General features: G+C 68.8%; 13 protein-coding genes. 8 read left to right on the top strand and 5 right to left on the bottom strand.

From position 1 onward, the window contains the following. Nucleotides 1–91 precede the first annotated feature (91 nt). Nucleotides 92–3211, top strand: a complete 3120-nt coding sequence (locus OG432_RS25820; protein ID WP_328313349.1) for an efflux RND transporter permease subunit — start codon at nt 92–94, stop codon at nt 3209–3211. Nucleotides 3212–3333: 122 nt separating this feature from the next. Here the strand turns inward: OG432_RS25820 and nadA are convergent, their stop codons facing one another. Then, nucleotides 3334–4560, bottom strand: coding sequence for a quinolinate synthase NadA (gene nadA, locus OG432_RS25825; RefSeq protein WP_328313350.1), 1227 nt, complete (start codon nt 4558–4560; stop codon nt 3334–3336). Nucleotides 4561–4903: 343 nt separating this feature from the next. Between nadA and OG432_RS25830 the strand changes: the two genes are divergently transcribed. Further along, nucleotides 4904–5260 (top strand): HesB/IscA family protein, encoded by a 357-nt coding sequence (locus OG432_RS25830; RefSeq protein WP_030933606.1) that lies wholly within the window; start codon nt 4904–4906, stop codon nt 5258–5260. 82 nt (nt 5261–5342) lie between these two features. On the opposite strand, the gene OG432_RS25835 is transcribed toward OG432_RS25830, so the two are convergent. Together OG432_RS25835 and OG432_RS25840 are read right to left on the bottom strand one after the other, a co-directional pair. Further along, the gene (locus tag OG432_RS25835; protein ID WP_328313351.1) at nt 5343–6872 is read right to left on the bottom strand and encodes a hypothetical protein; all 1530 of its coding nucleotides are present in this window, start codon (nt 6870–6872) and stop codon (nt 5343–5345) included. A gap of 115 nt (nt 6873–6987) precedes the next feature. After that, nucleotides 6988–7200: a hypothetical protein gene (locus OG432_RS25840; RefSeq protein ID WP_328313352.1), complete on the bottom strand. Its 213-nt coding sequence runs from the start codon at nt 7198–7200 to the stop codon at nt 6988–6990. A gap of 141 nt (nt 7201–7341) precedes the next feature. Here OG432_RS25840 and OG432_RS25845 point away from each other — a divergent pair, with 141 nt between their 5' ends. After that, nucleotides 7342–8316, top strand: a complete 975-nt coding sequence (locus tag OG432_RS25845) for a carbohydrate kinase family protein (protein WP_328313353.1) — start codon at nt 7342–7344, stop codon at nt 8314–8316. Nucleotides 8317–8319: 3 nt separating this feature from the next. On the opposite strand, the gene OG432_RS25850 is transcribed toward OG432_RS25845, so the two are convergent. After that, entirely contained in the window at nt 8320–9708 is a 1389-nt protein-coding gene (locus OG432_RS25850; RefSeq protein ID WP_328313354.1) for a cysteine desulfurase/sulfurtransferase TusA family protein, read from the bottom strand. Nucleotides 9709–9981: 273 nt separating this feature from the next. Here OG432_RS25850 and ctaC point away from each other — a divergent pair, with 273 nt between their 5' ends. The 4 genes from ctaC to OG432_RS25870 all read left to right on the top strand — a co-directional run bounded on the left by ctaC (nt 9982) and on the right by OG432_RS25870 (nt 14489). Continuing rightward, nucleotides 9982–10980: an aa3-type cytochrome oxidase subunit II gene (gene ctaC / locus OG432_RS25855; protein ID WP_443058453.1), complete on the top strand. Its 999-nt coding sequence runs from the start codon at nt 9982–9984 to the stop codon at nt 10978–10980. Further along, a complete protein-coding gene (ctaD, locus tag OG432_RS25860) occupies nt 10977–12719 on the top strand; it encodes an aa3-type cytochrome oxidase subunit I (protein WP_328313356.1) in 1743 nt (580 codons plus the stop codon). The genes ctaC and ctaD overlap by 4 nt, the downstream gene beginning before the upstream one ends. After that, nucleotides 12716–13114 carry a cytochrome c oxidase subunit 4 gene (locus tag OG432_RS25865; RefSeq protein ID WP_328313357.1) on the top strand — a complete coding sequence of 133 codons (399 nt, stop codon included), beginning with the start codon at nt 12716–12718 and terminating at the stop codon, nt 13112–13114. Before ctaD ends, OG432_RS25865 begins: the two co-directional genes overlap by 4 nt. 118 nt (nt 13115–13232) lie before the next feature. Then, nucleotides 13233–14489 (top strand): L,D-transpeptidase, encoded by a 1257-nt coding sequence (locus OG432_RS25870; RefSeq protein ID WP_328313358.1) that lies wholly within the window; start codon nt 13233–13235, stop codon nt 14487–14489. Nucleotides 14490–14491: 2 nt separating this feature from the next. Here OG432_RS25870 and OG432_RS25875 read toward each other — a convergent pair whose 3' ends face one another. Next, nucleotides 14492–14893, bottom strand: a complete 402-nt coding sequence (locus tag OG432_RS25875; protein ID WP_328313359.1) for a hypothetical protein — start codon at nt 14891–14893, stop codon at nt 14492–14494. A 187-nt stretch (nt 14894–15080) separates the two neighbouring features. On the opposite strand from OG432_RS25875, the gene ctaE reads away from it, so the two are divergent. Next, nucleotides 15081–15701, top strand: a complete 621-nt coding sequence (ctaE, locus tag OG432_RS25880) for an aa3-type cytochrome oxidase subunit III (protein WP_328313360.1) — start codon at nt 15081–15083, stop codon at nt 15699–15701. Nucleotides 15702–15749: the final 48 nt, after the last annotated feature.

A 15749-nucleotide genomic window follows, 5' to 3' on the forward strand; every position in this document is an offset into this window, starting at 1 on the left:
CGGGTGATGCGCCGCGTGATCACGGGCCGGTCCTGTCTGCTCCTTCCGACTCGTACCGCTGCTCGCACGCCACAGAAGAGAGACCCCACCCATGTCCTGGCTGTCCAGATTCAGCCTCGCACAACGGGCCCTGATAGGCCTGATGTCGATCGTCGCGATCGTCTTCGGGGCGATCGCCATTCCGCAGCTCAAGCAGCAACTGCTGCCCACCATCGAACTGCCGATGGTGTCGGTGCTCGCCCCCTACCAGGGTGCCTCGCCCGATGTGGTCGAGAAGCAGGTCGTCGAGCCGCTCGAAAAGAACATCAAGGCCGTCAGCGGAGTCAAGGGCATCACGTCCACGGCGTCCGAGGGCAACGCCGTGATCATGGCGACCTTCGAGTACGGCACGGGTACGAAGCAGCTCGTCGCCGACATCCAGCAGGCCGTCAACCGGTCCCGCACCCAGATCCCCGCCGAGGTCGACCCGCAGGTCGTCGCCGGCTCCACCGACGACATGCCGACCGTGGTGCTCGCGGTGACCTCCGACAAGGACCAGCAGGCGCTCGCCGACCAGCTGGACCGCACGGTCGTCCCGGCTCTGGAGGACATCAAGGGCGTCGGCCGCGTCAGCGTCGACGGCGTCCAGGACCTCCAGGTGAACGTCACGCCCGACGCGAAGAAGCTGGCCCAGGCCGGCCTCACCACCATGACGCTCGGCGACGCCCTGAAGGCGGGCGGCGCGACGATACCCGGCGGCTCGTTCTCCGAGGACGGCAAGAGCCGCACCGTCCAGGTCGGCGCCCCCTATACCTCCCTGAAGCAGATCGAGGACCTGCGGATCAAGCCGCAGCAGGGCTCACCGGTCCGCCTCGGTGACATCGCCACCGTCAAGCAGGAGCCCTCGCAGCGGGTGTCCATCACCCGCACCAACGGCAAGCCCAGCCTCGCCGTGATGGCCACCATGGACCACGACGGCAGTGCCGTCGCGATCTCCCAGGCCGTCAAGGACAAGCTGCCCGACCTGAAGAAGGACCTCGGCGCGGGCGCGGACCTCACCGTCGTCTCCGACCAGGGCCCGCAGGTCTCCAAGGCCATCTCCGGCCTGACCACCGAGGGCGCGCTCGGCCTGCTCTTCGCCGTGATCGTGATCCTGCTCTTCCTCGCGTCGATCCGCTCCACGCTGGTGACCGCGGTCTCCATCCCGATGTCCGTGGTCCTCGCGCTGATCGTGCTGTGGACGCAGGACCTCTCGCTCAACATGCTGACCCTGGGCGCGCTGACGATCGCGATCGGCCGTGTCGTCGACGACTCGATCGTGGTCCTGGAGAACATCAAGCGCCACCTCGGCTACGGCGAGGAGCGCCACTCGGCGATCCTGACGGCCGTCAAGGAGGTCGCCGGCGCGGTGACCGCCTCGACGCTCACCACCGTCGCGGTCTTCCTCCCGATCGCCTTCGTGGGCGGCATGGTCGGCGAGCTCTTCGGCTCGTTCAGCCTCACCGTCACCGCGGCCCTGCTCGCCTCGCTGCTCGTCTCGCTGACCGTCGTGCCGGTCCTGTCGTTCTGGTTCCTGCGCGCGCCGAAGGCGATCGCGGGCATCGACCCGGACGAGGCGCGCCGCAAGGCGGAGGAGAAGGAGAACAAGTCCCGCCTCCAGCGCATCTACGTTCCCGTCCTGCGCTTCGCGACCCGGCGCCGCATCACCAGCGTGGTCCTCGCGGTGGTCATCCTGGTCGGCACGTTCGGCATGGCCGGTCTCCTGAAGACCAACTTCTTCGACCAGGGCGAGCAGGACACCCTCTCGATCAAGCAGGAACTGCCCGCGGGCACCAGCCTGGACGCGGCGGACGCCGCGTCGAAGAAGGTCGAGCAGATCCTGTCCGCCGACCCGGCGGTCAAGAGCTACCAGGTCACCGTCGGCTCCTCCGGCTTCATGGCGGCCTTCGGCGGCGGAACCGGTGCCAACCAGGCCTCGTACACGGTGACCCTGAAGAGCGCGGACGACTACGACACGGCCCACGACCGCCTGGAAGCGGCCCTCAAGAACCAGCCGGGCAACCCCGCGGTCTCGACCGGGGGCGGCTTCGGCAGCCAGGACCTGAGCGTGGTCGTCAAGGCCGCCGACGGCGATGTCCTGAAGAAGGCCGCGGAGCAGGTGCGCCAGGCCGTCGCGGGCCTCAAGGACGTCAGCGACGTGCAGAGCGACCTGGCGCAGAGCGTGCCCCGGGTCTCGGTGCAGCCCAACGACAAGGCGGCCGACGCCGGCTTCAACCAGACCACCCTCGGCATGGCCGTCGCCCAGCAGGTGCGCGGCACCCAGGTCACCAAGGCGATCATGGGCGACTCCGAGCGGGACGTGTACATCACCTCGCCCAGCCCGGCCACGACCGTGGACCAGCTCAAGAACCTGTCGCTCGGCCCGGTCAAGCTCGGTGACATCGCCGACGTGAAGCTCGTGCCGGGACCGGTCTCGATGACCAGGATCGACGGCGCCCGCTCGGCGACCATCACCGCCAAGCCCGTCGGCGACAACACCGGCAAGGTCAGCACCGACCTCCAGGCCAAGATCAAGGACCTGAAGCTGCCGTCCGGTGCCACCGCCTCCATCGGCGGCGTCTCCTCGGACCAGTCGGACGCGTTCAAGAACCTGGGCCTTGCGATGCTCGCGGCGATCGCGATCGTCTTCATGCTCCTGGTCGCCACGTTCAAGTCCCTGATCCAGCCGCTGATCCTGCTCGTCGCGATCCCGTTCGCGGCCACCGGCGCGATCGGCCTGCTGATCATCACCGGCACCCCGATGGGCGTCCCCGCGATGATCGGCATGCTGATGCTGATCGGCATCGTGGTCACCAACGCGATCGTCCTGATCGACCTGATCAACCAGTACCGCAAGCAGGGGCTCGGCGTGGTCGAGGCGGTCGTCGAGGGTGGCCGCCACCGTCTGCGCCCGATCCTGATGACGGCCCTGGCCACGATCTTCGCGCTGCTCCCGATGGCGCTCGGTGTGACGGGCGAGGGCGGATTCATCGCCCAGCCGCTCGCCGTCGTCGTGATCGGCGGTCTGGTGACGTCGACGCTGCTGACCCTCCTCCTGGTCCCGACCCTCTACGCGATGGTCGAGCTCCGTAAGGAGCGCAGGGCCACGAAGAAGGCGGCCAAGCGCGCCAGGAAGGCAGGCGAGCCCGTGCCGTCGGACGGCTCCGAGGACCGGGAGCCGGCCAACGCCTGACCCCTGACACGGGGAACGACTCCCGTACGTACGACGAAGGCCGCCCCCCGCGCGGGGGGCGGCCTTCGTCGTACGTACGGGGCCGAGAGCCCGGGGTCACGAGGACTCCGGGTTCACGAGGGCTACGGCAGCGCCAGCATCCGCTCGAGCGCCAGCTTCGCGAAGTGCTCGGTCTCCCGGTCGACCTTGATCTGGTTGATCAGCTTGCCGTCGGCGAGCGATTCCAGGGTCCACACCAGGTGCGGCAGGTCGATGCGGTTCATGGTCGAGCAGAAGCAGACCGTCTTGTCGAGGAAGACGATCTCCTTGTCCTCGGCGGCGAACCGGTTGGCCAGGCGCCGCACCAGGTTCAGCTCGGTGCCGATCGCCCACTTCGAGCCGCGGGGGGCGGCTTCCAGGGCCTTGATGATGTACTCGGTCGAGCCGACGTAGTCCGCCGCGGCCACGACCTCGTGCTTGCACTCGGGGTGCACCAGGACGTTCACGCCCGGGATGCGCGCGCGGACGTCGTCGACCGAGTCCAGCGAGAAGCGGCCGTGCACCGAGCAGTGCCCGCGCCACAGGATCATCTTGGCGTCGCGCAGCTCCTCGACGGTGAGCCCGCCGTTCGGCTTGTGCGGGTTGTAGAGCACGCAGTCGTCGAGGGACATGCCGAGGTCGCGCACGGCGGTGTTGCGGCCCAGGTGCTGGTCCGGCAGGAACAGGACCTTGGCCGAACCGGGCTCCTTCTGCTCGAAGGCCCAGTTCAGGGCGCGCTCGGCGTTGGAGGAGGTGCAGATGGTGCCGCCGTGCCGGCCGGTGAACGCCTTGATGTCGGCCGAGGAGTTCATGTAGGAGACGGGCACGACCTGCTCGGCTATCCCGGCCTCGGTCAGCACGTCCCAGCACTCGGCGACCTGCTCGGCGGTGGCCATGTCGGCCATGGAGCAGCCCGCGGCGAGGTCCGGAAGGACGACCTTCTGGTCGTCGCCGGTCAGGATGTCGGCGGACTCGGCCATGAAGTGCACACCGCAGAACACGATGTACTCGGCCTCCGGCCTGGCGGCCGCGTCCTTGGCCAGCTTGAACGAGTCACCCGTCACATCGGCGAACTCGATGACCTCGTCGCGCTGGTAGTGGTGCCCGAGGATGAAGACCTTGTCCCCGAGCCTGGCCTTGGCCGCGCGGGCGCGCTCGACCAGGTCCGGGTCGGAGGGCGAAGGAAGGTCGCCGGGGCACTCCACGCCGCGCTCGCTCCTGGGGTCGGCCTCGCGGCCGAGCAGCAGCAGGGCGAGCGGCGTCGGCTGGACGTCGAGATCGACGCGGCCGGCGAGGTCCTGACGGGGCTGGGCGGTGGTCACGTCACGCACCCTTTCTTTTCCTGAGCAGTGCGGCGGAGCCGCTCCAGTTGGCCCCAGGTGCTTGCACGCGGGGGTTTTCGTCTAAATGACGCTATCTATCATAACCGGTTCACGTCACTTTGACGATGCCGATAGCGTCGATGTGACGCACCCGGTCCGACCTGGTCTGCCCCTGGTCTGCCCCCGGTCCGCCCCCGGTCGGCCACCCGGTCCCGCACGGAGTTGTCCCCAGGCCTTTTCCCGCCTGCCCCCTTGTGTGCGAGCATGAAAGAGAAGAACCCGGAATGAATCCGGGGCCCCGCCGGTTGCAACCGTCGGCAAGCAGTCTCCGTACAACCCGGGAGAGAAGCAGATGTCCGTATCGGACGAGACCACCACCGTGAGCGACGGCATCCTCCTGTCCGACGCCGCCGCGGCCAAGGTCAAGGGCCTCCTTGAGCAGGAAGGCCGGGACGATCTGGCGCTGCGCGTCGCCGTTCAGCCCGGCGGCTGCTCCGGCCTGCGCTACCAGCTGTTCTTCGACGAGCGCTCGCTCGACGGCGATGTCGTCAAGGACTTCGACGGCGTCAAGGTCGTCACCGACCGCATGAGCGCCCCGTACCTGGGCGGCGCCTCGATCGACTTCGTCGACACCATCGAGAAGCAGGGCTTCACGATCGACAACCCGAACGCGACGGGCTCCTGCGCCTGCGGCGACTCCTTCAGCTAGATCTGACGGCAGCCGAAAGGCGGGCGCCCCCGGGATGACCGGGGGCGCCCGCCTTCGCCATGTCCGCGCGATCTCCGCGCGCCTACTTCTTCGGCAGCTCCTTGCCCGTGTCCGCGTCGATCACCGTGCGGGCGCCGAGCGACTCGTGCAGCTCCACCTGGACCGTCTGCTGCTTGGCCAGGGCGATGCACATCTTCTTCGGGTCCTGCCTGGCCTGCCCGGTCACCTTGACGCGCACCCCGTCACCGCTCTCGTCGGCGGTCGCCGTGTACGTACTGCACACCCCGCCCCAGAACGTGACGGTCAGGGTCCGTCCGTCCGGTGCGAGGGCGTAGGACGCGAGCGCCTGGCCGTGGGCACCGGGCGCCGTGGCCGATCCCGAAGGGGCCGGCACGGGAGCGCCGGTCGGGGACGCCGGGGGCTTGGTCACATACGGGGGAGCCACCGCGGGAGCGGTGACCGTGAACGCCTGGCCGGCGTCCGGCTTCACCTGGAACAACCAGGACGGCACGAGGCTCTGGACCCCGCCCACCGACTGTGCGGCGAGCCCGAACACGGCCCCGTCGACCGTGACGGCCGAGGGCGTGGGCTGCTTGCACGGCTGCTGGATGTTGCCCTGCGGATCGCTCGGCAGCCGGCCCTTGGTGGGCTGACCGTCCAGCGGCACCGGGCCCGTGCAGTCCTTGGCCTTCGGCCGTCCCGTGGCATGGCTGTTGAGCTGGGCCAGCGTCTGCTCCGCGCCCATCACCGGGTACGTCGCGCCCTTGTCCAGGGCCTTCAACTGGCCGCTTCCGCCGACCACTTGACCGCCGGAGCCGACCTGGATGCCGGTGGTCCAGCCGTACGTGGGAAGCCCGTCGAGCACCGGATCGGCGTTCACCACCCGGGCCGAGGCGAGGACCTCCTTGGCGTCGAGCTTGGCGTCGTCCTGGCCGAGCGCCTTGAGGACCGGGGCCGCGGCCGCCTTCGCGGCCTGCTCGCTCACCGGTGCGCCGCCGTCCGCGCCGCCACTGGTGCCGGCGTCGGTGTCCGCGCCCGTGGTGTGCATCGGACACATCTTCCCCTTGGGGCAGTTGTCCGTGCCGCCGCTGCCGAACCGGGCGAACGACCAGGTGCCCGGCGCCTTCTGACTGACCGTCAGGGTCGGCCCCGAGCCGTCCTTCGTGGCGCCCACCTTCCAGGTGCCGTCCTCCAGGCGCGCCGCGCCGTCGACGCCCAGCGCCTGCGCGAGCCGGTGCACCTCGGCCTCGCTCACCGTGCCGTGCGGCTGGTAGACGGACGCCTTGCCGGGTCCGCCGGGCAGCTTCACCGACGCCCGGTACACCACTCCGTTGGGGTCGGGCTCGCCCGGCGCGATGCCGTTGCCCTTCCCGGTGCCGGTGCCGCCGTCGCTGCCCGTGCCGCTCCCCCCGCCGGGGGCGCTGTCGAGCGCGAGCGGCGGCGGAGCGCCGTCCTTGCCGGGCGTACCGCCGCCGGCCGAGGACGCCGTCGTGGCCCAGTACGCCCCGCCGCCTCCCGCGGCCAGTACGGCCACGGCCGCCGCGGCGAGGACCAAGGGAGACCGCCGAGAACGCCGCTGCCGGGGCTCGTCCTGCGTGTGCTCGCTGCTCACCAGATCGCTCCTGTCCAGTCGTATCCAGCATCCCCCTTACGAGGGACGCAGATGGGACGGAGCGGGGGAGCGCACGGTTCCATCCGTGCGCCGCACCCGGCGTGAACAGGCCGTTTCAGTCCCCGTATTCGGACATGCCGGCGATCAGACGTACCGAGGACGGCGGAATGGTCACACCGTGGATGCGGGACGGCGGCACCGGCGCCGGAGCGGCCGCCTCGGGCACGACCCAGTGCGGAGCCATCCGCGCGCAGTCGCCCCGAAGCTCCTCCAGGCCCGGATCGGCCGCCACCCCACGCCCACGCGCACTGCTCACCTTGGTTTCCATGCCCGCACCGTACGCACCGGGTGGTGCGCGCAGAAAGACCTACTATTGGGTAGTTTCCGCCGGTCGGCCCATCGGGGACGACCCGGTAGCGTGAACTGTCAACGCCCGCCCCTCCGCATTCTCATCAGGAGCGCCCCCGTCGTGCGTATCGCAGTCACCGGCTCCATCGCCACCGACCACCTCATGACCTTCCCCGGCCGATTCGCCGACCAGCTGGTCGCCGACCAGCTGCACACGGTCTCCCTCTCCTTCCTCGTCGACAACCTCGACGTACGGCGCGGCGGTGTCGGTCCCAACATCTGCTTCGGCATGGGCCAGCTCGGCGGCCGGCCCATCCTGGTCGGCGCGGCCGGCTCGGACTTCGACGAGTACCGCGCCTGGCTCGACCGGCACGGCGTGGACACCGGCTCGGTACGGATCTCCGAGGTCCTGCACACCGCCCGCTTCGTGTGCACCACCGACTCCGACCACAACCAGATCGGCTCCTTCTACACGGGCGCGATGAGCGAGGCCCGCCAGATCGAGCTGAAGTCGGTGGCCGACCGCGTGGGCGGCCTCGACCTCGTACTGATCGGCGCGGACGACCCCGAGGCGATGCTGCGCCACACCGAGGAGTGCAAGGCGCGGGGCATCCCCTTCGCGGCCGACTTCTCGCAGCAGATCGCCCGCATGTCGGGCGACGACATCCGCACCCTGCTCGAAGGCGCCACCTACCTCTTCTCCAACGAGTACGAGAAGGGGCTCATCGAGTCCAAGACCGGCTGGAGCGACGAGGAGATCCTCGCCAAGGTCGACCACCGCGTCACCACCCTCGGCTCGCGCGGCGTGCGCATCGAGCGGACCGGCGACGAGCCCATCGTGGTCGGCGTCCCGCAGGAAGAGGCAAAGGTCGACCCGACCGGCGTCGGCGACGCGTTCCGGGCCGGCTTCCTGACCGGCCTGTCGTGGGGCGTCGGCCACGAGCGCGCCGCCCAGCTCGGCTGCATGCTGGCCACCCTGGTCATCGAGACCCTCGGCACCCAGGAGTACACCCTGCGCCGGGCCAACTTCATGGACCGCTTCACCAAGGCGTACGGCGACGAGGCCGCCGCCGAGGTGCGGGCCCACCTCCAGTAGCGCTCAGCTCACCCGGCGCACCCGGTAGGCGGTTCCGCCCGCCGCCGGGTGCTCCCCGAGGTACTCCTGCCCCCGCATCTCGCACCACGCCGGGATGTCGAGCCGGGCCGCCTCGTCGTCGGCGAGCACGGTCACGGAGCCGCCGACGGGCACGTTCCCGATCGCCTTCGCCAGTTCGATGACCGGGATCGGGCAGAGCCTGCCGAGCGAGTCCACGGTGACCGCGTCGCTCTCCCGGGGTCCGGCGGGCCCCGCAGGCGCGACGGGCGCCCCGAGGCTGGTCCGTACGGAGTCGACCACGCCGGGCAGCACCTCGATGAACCGGTCGACGTCCTCGGCCGAGGTGCCCAGGGGCAGCGACACCCGCACGTTGCCCTCGCTCAGGACGCCCATCGCGCGCAGCACATGGCTGGGGGTCAGGGTGCTGCTCGTGCAGGACGAACCGGATGAAACGGAGAATTCCACCCGGTCCAGTTCGTGCAGCAACGTCTCTCCGTCGACATAGAGACAGGAGAAGGTGACCAGGTGTGGCAGCCGGCGCACCGGGTCGCCGACCACCTCCACGTCCGTCACCAGCTCCGCGACCCGGCCCCGGATCCGGTCCACCAGGTCCCGCAGACGCGCCGCTTCGGCCGCCGCCTCGGCCCGTACGGCCCGCAGCGAGGCCGCCGCCGCCACGATCGCCGGGATGTTCTCGAAGCCGGGTGCCCGCCCCGACTCCCGCTCGTCCACGGGCCCTTGGGGTGCGAACCGGACGCCCTTGCGCACCGCGAGAAGACCGACTCCTGCCGGACCGCCCCATTTGTGGGCACTCGCCGCGAGGACCGACCACGCGCCCTCGACCGGCCCCCACGCGAGCGACTGCGCCGCGTCCACCAGCAACGGCACCCCGGCCGCCCGGCAGGCCTCGGCCGCCTCGGCGACCGGCTGGACCGTACCCACCTCGTGGTTGGCGGACTGGAGGCAGGCGAGCGCGGTGTCGGGACGCAGCGCCGCCGCGTACGCGTCGGGGGAGACCCGGCCCGTACGGTCCACCGCGACCTCCGTCACCGAACCTCCGTCCGACGCGTGGGACGCGGCCGAATGGAGGACCGATGAGTGTTCGACCGCGGACACCACCAGGTGCCGCCCGACACGCCGACGCCCGGACAAGGATCCGTAAATTCCCAAGTGCACCGCGCGGGTCCCCGAACCGGTGAAGCTGAGCTCGTCGGGGCGGCAGCCGACGGCCTCCGCGGCGGCCTCCCGCGCCGCGTCCAGGAGCAGCCGGGCCCGCCTGCCCTCCCGGTAGAGACGGGCCGGGTCGGCCCACCCCTCGTCCAAGGAGGCTTGCAGCGCTTGGCGTGCGACGGGGTGCAGGGGGGCCGATGAGGCCGCGTCGAAGTAGGGCACGCGGCCACGCTAACCCCGGCCCGCCGCGCGAGCTCCGGTGGCCGGGACGAGGGGTCGTCAGATGGCGCCCGGAGGCCGGGATTCCACCGCGACTCCACCCCTTCGGGGACTCGGACGGCGCGTTGGGCACCCTCCCCGCGCGACCCCAAATAGCGTCCAGTAGGGTTTGGTCCGCATAAACATCCAAACCCCTGCCCGTGTGCCAGGGCGGCGACCGACCAGCGAGACGGCCGTAGCCGACCACCGCGGGCGAGACTCTCGGGAAGGCGCTACGTGAGTCCCAACGGCTCCGACCTCCCCCGCAGCCTGAAAGGCGCGGGTGGCTCCCCCACGTCGAGGCGCCCGATGCGGCGGAAGCTGCCGCAGGTGCTGACTGCGGGTCTGGTCCTGGCGACAGCATCCGGTTGCTCGTACAACTGGAAAGACTTCCCTCGACTTGGTATGCCCACTCCGGTGACGGAAGAGGCTCCCAGGATCCTGTCCCTCTGGCAGGGCTCGTGGGCGGCTGCGCTCGCCACGGGCGTGCTGGTCTGGGGCCTGATCCTGTGGAGCGTCATCTTCCACCGGCGCAGCCGCACCAAGGTCGAGGTACCCCCGCAGACCCGGTACAACATGCCCATCGAGGCGCTGTACACCGTGGTCCCGCTCATCATCGTCTCCGTGCTCTTCTACTTCACGGCACGCGACGAGTCGAAGCTCCTGGCTCTGTCCCCGAAGCCCGCTCACACGGTCAACGTGGTCGGCTATCAGTGGAGCTGGGGCTTCAACTACGTCGAGGACGTACCCGGTGTGAAGGGCGACGCCAAGACGGCCCCGAACCTGGAAGCGATTCCGGACCGGTTCAAGAAGGACTTCCCCGCGAACGCGGGCGGTGTGTACGACGTCGGCATCCCCGGCACCCGTAACCCGCAGACCGGAAACCCGGGCCCGACCCTGTGGCTGCCGAAGGGCGAGAAGGTCCGCTTCGTGCTGACCTCGCGCGACGTCATCCACTCCTTCTGGATCGTGCCGTTCCTGATGAAGCAGGACGTCGTTCCGGGGCACACCAACTCGTTCGAGGTAACGCCGAACCAGGAAGGCACCTTCCTGGGCAAGTGCGCCGAACTCTGCGGCGTCGACCACTCGCGCATGCTCTTCAACGTGAAGGTCGTCTCCCCGGAGCGCTACCAGCAGCACCTCAAGGAGCTGGCTGCGAAGGGCCAGACCGGCTACGTGCCGGCGGGCATCGCCCAGACCGACCCCGCCAAGAACGCGGAGACGAACAAACTGTGAGCATCCTCAACGAATCTCAGGGTGCCGCGGCAGCAGACGACTCGTACGAGAACGAGCTGCCGGTCCGGCGCAAGCAGCCGGGAAACGTCGTCATCAAGTGGCTGACCACCACTGATCACAAGACGATCGGCACGATGTACCTGGTCACGTCGTTCGCGTTCTTCTGCATCGGCGGCATCATGGCGCTCTTCATGCGCGCCGAACTCGCCCGCCCCGGCACGCAGATCATGTCGAACGAGCAGTTCAACCAGGCGTTCACGATGCACGGCACGATCATGCTGCTGATGTTCGCGACGCCCCTGTTCGCCGGATTCGCGAACTGGATCATGCCGCTGCAGATCGGCGCGCCCGACGTGGCGTTCCCGCGGCTGAACATGTTCGCCTACTGGCTCTACCTGTTCGGCTCGACCATCGCGGTCGGTGGCTTCCTCACCCCGCAGGGCGCGGCCGACTTCGGCTGGTTCGCCTACAGCCCGCTGTCGGACGCGGTCCGCTCGCCGGGTGTCGGCGCCGACATGTGGATCATGGGCCTGGCCTTCTCCGGCTTCGGCACGATCCTCGGCTCGGTCAACTTCATCACCACGATCATCTGCATGCGCGCTCCCGGCATGACGATGTTCCGGATGCCGATCTTCGTATGGAACGTCCTGCTGACCGGTGTGCTGGTCCTGCTGGCCTTCCCGGTCCTCGCGGCCGCGCTGTTCGCCCTGGAGGCGGACCGCAAGTTCGGTGCCCATGTCTTCGACGCCAGTAATGGCGGCGCGCTGCTATGGCAACACCTCTTCTGGTTCTTCGGCCATCCAGAGGTGTACATCATCGCGTTGCCATTCTTCGGAATCATTTCCGAAGTGATCCCGGTGTTCAGTCGAAAGCCGATGTTCGGCTACAGCGGGCTGATCGGCGCCACCATCGCGATCGCGGGTCTCTCCGTGACCGTGTGGGCGCACCACATGTACGTCACCGGTGGCGTGCTCCTGCCGTTCTTCTCCTTCATGACGTTCCTCATCGCCGTCCCGACGGGCGTGAAGTTCTTCAACTGGATCGGCACGATGTGGAAGGGCTCACTGTCCTTCGAGACACCCATGCTGTGGGCCGTCGGCTTCTTGATCACCTTCACCTTCGGCGGTCTGACCGGCGTCATCCTGGCCTCGCCGCCGATGGACTTCCACGTCTCCGACTCGTACTTCGTCGTCGCGCACTTCCACTACGTCATCTTCGGCACCGTGGTCTTCGCGATGTTCTCCGGATTCCACTTCTGGTGGCCGAAGTTCACCGGAAAGATGCTGGACGAGCGGCTCGGCAAGATCACCTTCTGGACGCTGTTCGTGGGCTTCCACGGCACGTTCCTGGTGCAGCACTGGCTGGGTGTCGAGGGCATGCCGCGTCGTTACGCCGACTACCTGGCGGCCGACGGCTTCACCGCCCTCAACACGATCTCGACGATCTCCTCCTTCCTGCTCGGTCTGTCGATCCTGCCGTTCCTCTACAACGTCTGGAAGACCGCCAAGTACGGCAAGAAGATCGAGGTCGACGACCCGTGGGGCTACGGCCGTTCGCTGGAGTGGGCGACGTCCTGCCCGCCGCCGCGGCACAACTTCCTCACGATGCCGCGCATTCGCTCCGAATCGCCGGCGTTCGACCTCCACCACCCGGAGATCGCGGCTCTCGACCAGCTCGAGAACCACGGCGATGTCCACGGTGACAACATGCTCACCGGTGGCAAGGAGGCCGGGAAGTGAAGATCCAGGGCAAGATGTTCCTGTGGCTGTCCGCCTTCATCCTGGTCATGGCCGTCGTGTACGGCGCGTGGTCCAAGGAGGCGGCCGGAACCACCGCGCTCGTCATGGCCTTCGGCCTGAGCGTCATGATCGGCTTCTACCTGGCCTTCACGGCCCGGCGGGTCGACGTGGGCGCCCAGGACGACAAGGAGGCCGACGTCGCGGACGACGCCGGTGAGGTCGGCTTCTTCTCGCCGCACTCCTGGCAGCCGCTCGCGCTCGGCATCGGCGGCGCCCTGGCCTTCCTCGCGATCGCCATGGGCTGGTGGCTCCTGTACTTCTCGGCCCCGCTGATCCTGGTCGGCCTGTACGGCTGGGTCTTCGAGTACTACCGCGGCGAGAACCAGAACCAGTAGGTTCCGGGCACGCCGCACCGCACCACCGAGGGGCCCTCCGTCTCACCACGAGACGGGGGGCCCCTCGTTTGCAGTCATCCGACGCGCCGGAACTGACGATTCTTCATACCGTGTGGTCATGAGCCACGCACCGCGCATCCCCACCGTAGTGAGCTGCACCCTCCTGGTCCTGTCCCTCGGTGTGGGGGCCACGGGGTGCGGCGGGTCCCATGACCGCAACCCGCTGTCGGCCAAGCCGTACGACGCGGCCGGCCAGGTCGTCTACAACGGCCCGGCGGGCAGCCAGAAGGCCGATCCCGACAAGCCCCTGGAGATCACCGCCAAGGGCAAGGACGGCCGTCTGACCGACGTCACGGCCGTCGACGGCAACGGGCGCTATTTGGCGGGCGAGCTCGCCGCCGACGGCAGCAGGTGGCACTCCACCGCCCCGCTGGTGGCCGGCGCGCACTACACCGTCAAGGTCTCCACGGAGAACGAGGACGGCTCTCCCGGCCTGCGCACGCTGACGTTCGACACCGCGGCGGTCAAGGACGCCGTGGAGGTGGAATTCGGCCCGGACGCGGGCAAGTACGGCGTCGGACAGCCCATCACCGCGCAGCTGAGCAAGCCCGTGAAGGACAAGGCGGCCCGCTCGATCGTGGAACGGGCCCTGAAGGTCGAGTCGACCCCCTCCGTGGAGGGCGCCTGGTACTGGGTGGACGACAAGGTCCTGCACTACCGCCCGAAGAACTACTGGCCCGCCCACGCCACCATCAACGTCCACTCCAACCTGGAGGGCGTGAAGATCGCCGACAAGCTGTACGGCGGCGCGGGCAAGCCCCTGAAGATCACCACCGGCGACCGCGTCGAGGCGATCACGGACGCCGCGGCCCACACCATGACGGTGAAGCGCAACGGAGAAGTGATCAACACCATTCCGGTCACCACCGGCAAGCCCGGCTTCGCCACCCGCAACGGCGTCAAGGTGGTCCTGGGCAAGCAGTACTTCGTACGTATGCGCGGGACGACCGTCGGCATCTCGGCCGGCAGCTCGGACGCGTACGACCTGCCGGTGTACTACGCGACCCGGGTCACCTGGAGCGGCGAGTACGTCCACGCCGCGCCCTGGTCGGTGGGGTCGCAGGGCGCGGAGAACGTCAGCCACGGCTGCACGGGCATGAGCACCGGCAACGCCGCCTGGTTCTTCGAGAACATCAACGAAGGCGACATCGTCACCGTCGAGAACAGCATCGGCGAGGACATGACACCGTTCGACAACGGGTTCGGCGACTGGAACGTGTCCTGGGACAAGTGGCGCACGGGCAGCGTCCTGCAAGCCGACGTCAAGGCCGGGCAGACCAAGGTCAACTCCGCCCGGCTGCGCCCGGGAGTGTGAGGTCAGGCACCCACAGCGAGCCGCTTGCGCAGCACGGAGGCCAGGGCGTCCGCGAACTCGACCGGGTCCACCGGCAGGGTCACCGCGGCGTCCGCACGGCTCCACGTGGCCAGCCAGGCGTCCTGCGGGCGGCCGATGAGGAGCAGGACCGGCGGGCACTGGAAGACCTCGTCCTTGATCTGGCGGCAGACGCCCATGCCGCCCGCCGGGACCGCCTCGCCGTCCAGGACGCAGACGTCGATGCCGCCGCGGTCCAGTTCCTTGAGGACCGCCGGCAGCGTGGCGCACTCCAGGAACTCCACGGGCGGCACGTCCGAGGCGGGCCTGCGTCCGGCCGCGAGCCGCACCTGGGCACGGGTGTTCGCGTCGTCGCTGTAGACCAGAACGGTGGCGCTCGACTGCATGGATCCTCCGAAGGTCCGGCGCTTTCGCCGACGTTGGGTCATGAACCGATGCGCGGATGCTACTCCGTCCGACTGCCCGTCAACACCGGTTCGGCCAGCCCTTCGATGGGCCGTTCGGGCCCTGCATACGCGGCTGACACACCGAACGGCACCCCCCGGAGTGAGGGCGGGATAAGCGACCGACATAATGTCGGTCGTGGCGACAGCAACGACAGTAGAAACCGGGCACGCGCACCCGTCGGTCAATCGGCCGAACCTCACCAGCGTCGGAACCATCATCTGGTTGAGTTCCGAGCTGATGTTCTTCGCGGCCCTCTTCGCGATGTACTTCACTCTGCGATCGGTAACGGGTGCCGCGCATTGGAAAGAGATGGCCTCGTCCCTGAACGTTCCGTTCTCGGCGACCAACACCACGATCCTGGTGCTCTCCTCCCTCACCTGCCAGCTCGGCGTCTTCGCCGCGGAGCGGGGCGACGTGAAGAAGCTGCGTACCTGGTTCACCATCACGTTCGTGATGGGTGCGATCTTCATCGGAGGCCAGATCTTCGAGTACACCGACCTGGTGAAGGAGGACGGCCTCTCGCTGTCCTCCGACCCGTACGGCTCGGTGTTCTACCTGACCACGGGCTTCCACGGACTGCATGTGACGGGCGGCCTGATCGCCTTCCTGCTGGTTCTTGGCAGGACGTACGCGGCGAAGAGGTTCACCCATGAACAGGCGACCGCGGCCATCGTCGTGTCCTATTACTGGCACTTCGTCGATGTCGTGTGGATCGGCCTCTTCGCCACGATCTACCTGATCCAGTAACCGGACCCGTAGGTCCGCACCACATCCAGCATCGACGCAGAAGATCCT

Source organism: Streptomyces sp. NBC_00442, assembly GCF_036014195.1.
Classification (GTDB): domain Bacteria; phylum Actinomycetota; class Actinomycetes; order Streptomycetales; family Streptomycetaceae; genus Streptomyces.

What these genes read in the sequence shown, in the direction of transcription:
- OG432_RS25820 (WP_328313349.1), top strand. Translation starts at nt 92, where the DNA reads ATGTCCTGGCTGTCCAGATTCAGCCTCGCACAACGGGCCCTGATAGGC.
- OG432_RS25830 (WP_030933606.1), top strand. Translation starts at nt 4,904, where the DNA reads ATGTCCGTATCGGACGAGACCACCACCGTGAGCGACGGCATCCTCCTG.
- OG432_RS25840 (WP_328313352.1), bottom strand. Translation starts at nt 7,200, where the DNA reads ATGGAAACCAAGGTGAGCAGTGCGCGTGGGCGTGGGGTGGCGGCCGAT.
- OG432_RS25870 (WP_328313358.1), top strand. Translation starts at nt 13,233, where the DNA reads ATGAGCCACGCACCGCGCATCCCCACCGTAGTGAGCTGCACCCTCCTG.
- OG432_RS25875 (WP_328313359.1), bottom strand. Translation starts at nt 14,893, where the DNA reads ATGCAGTCGAGCGCCACCGTTCTGGTCTACAGCGACGACGCGAACACC.
- ctaE (WP_328313360.1), top strand. Translation starts at nt 15,081, where the DNA reads ATGTCGGTCGTGGCGACAGCAACGACAGTAGAAACCGGGCACGCGCAC.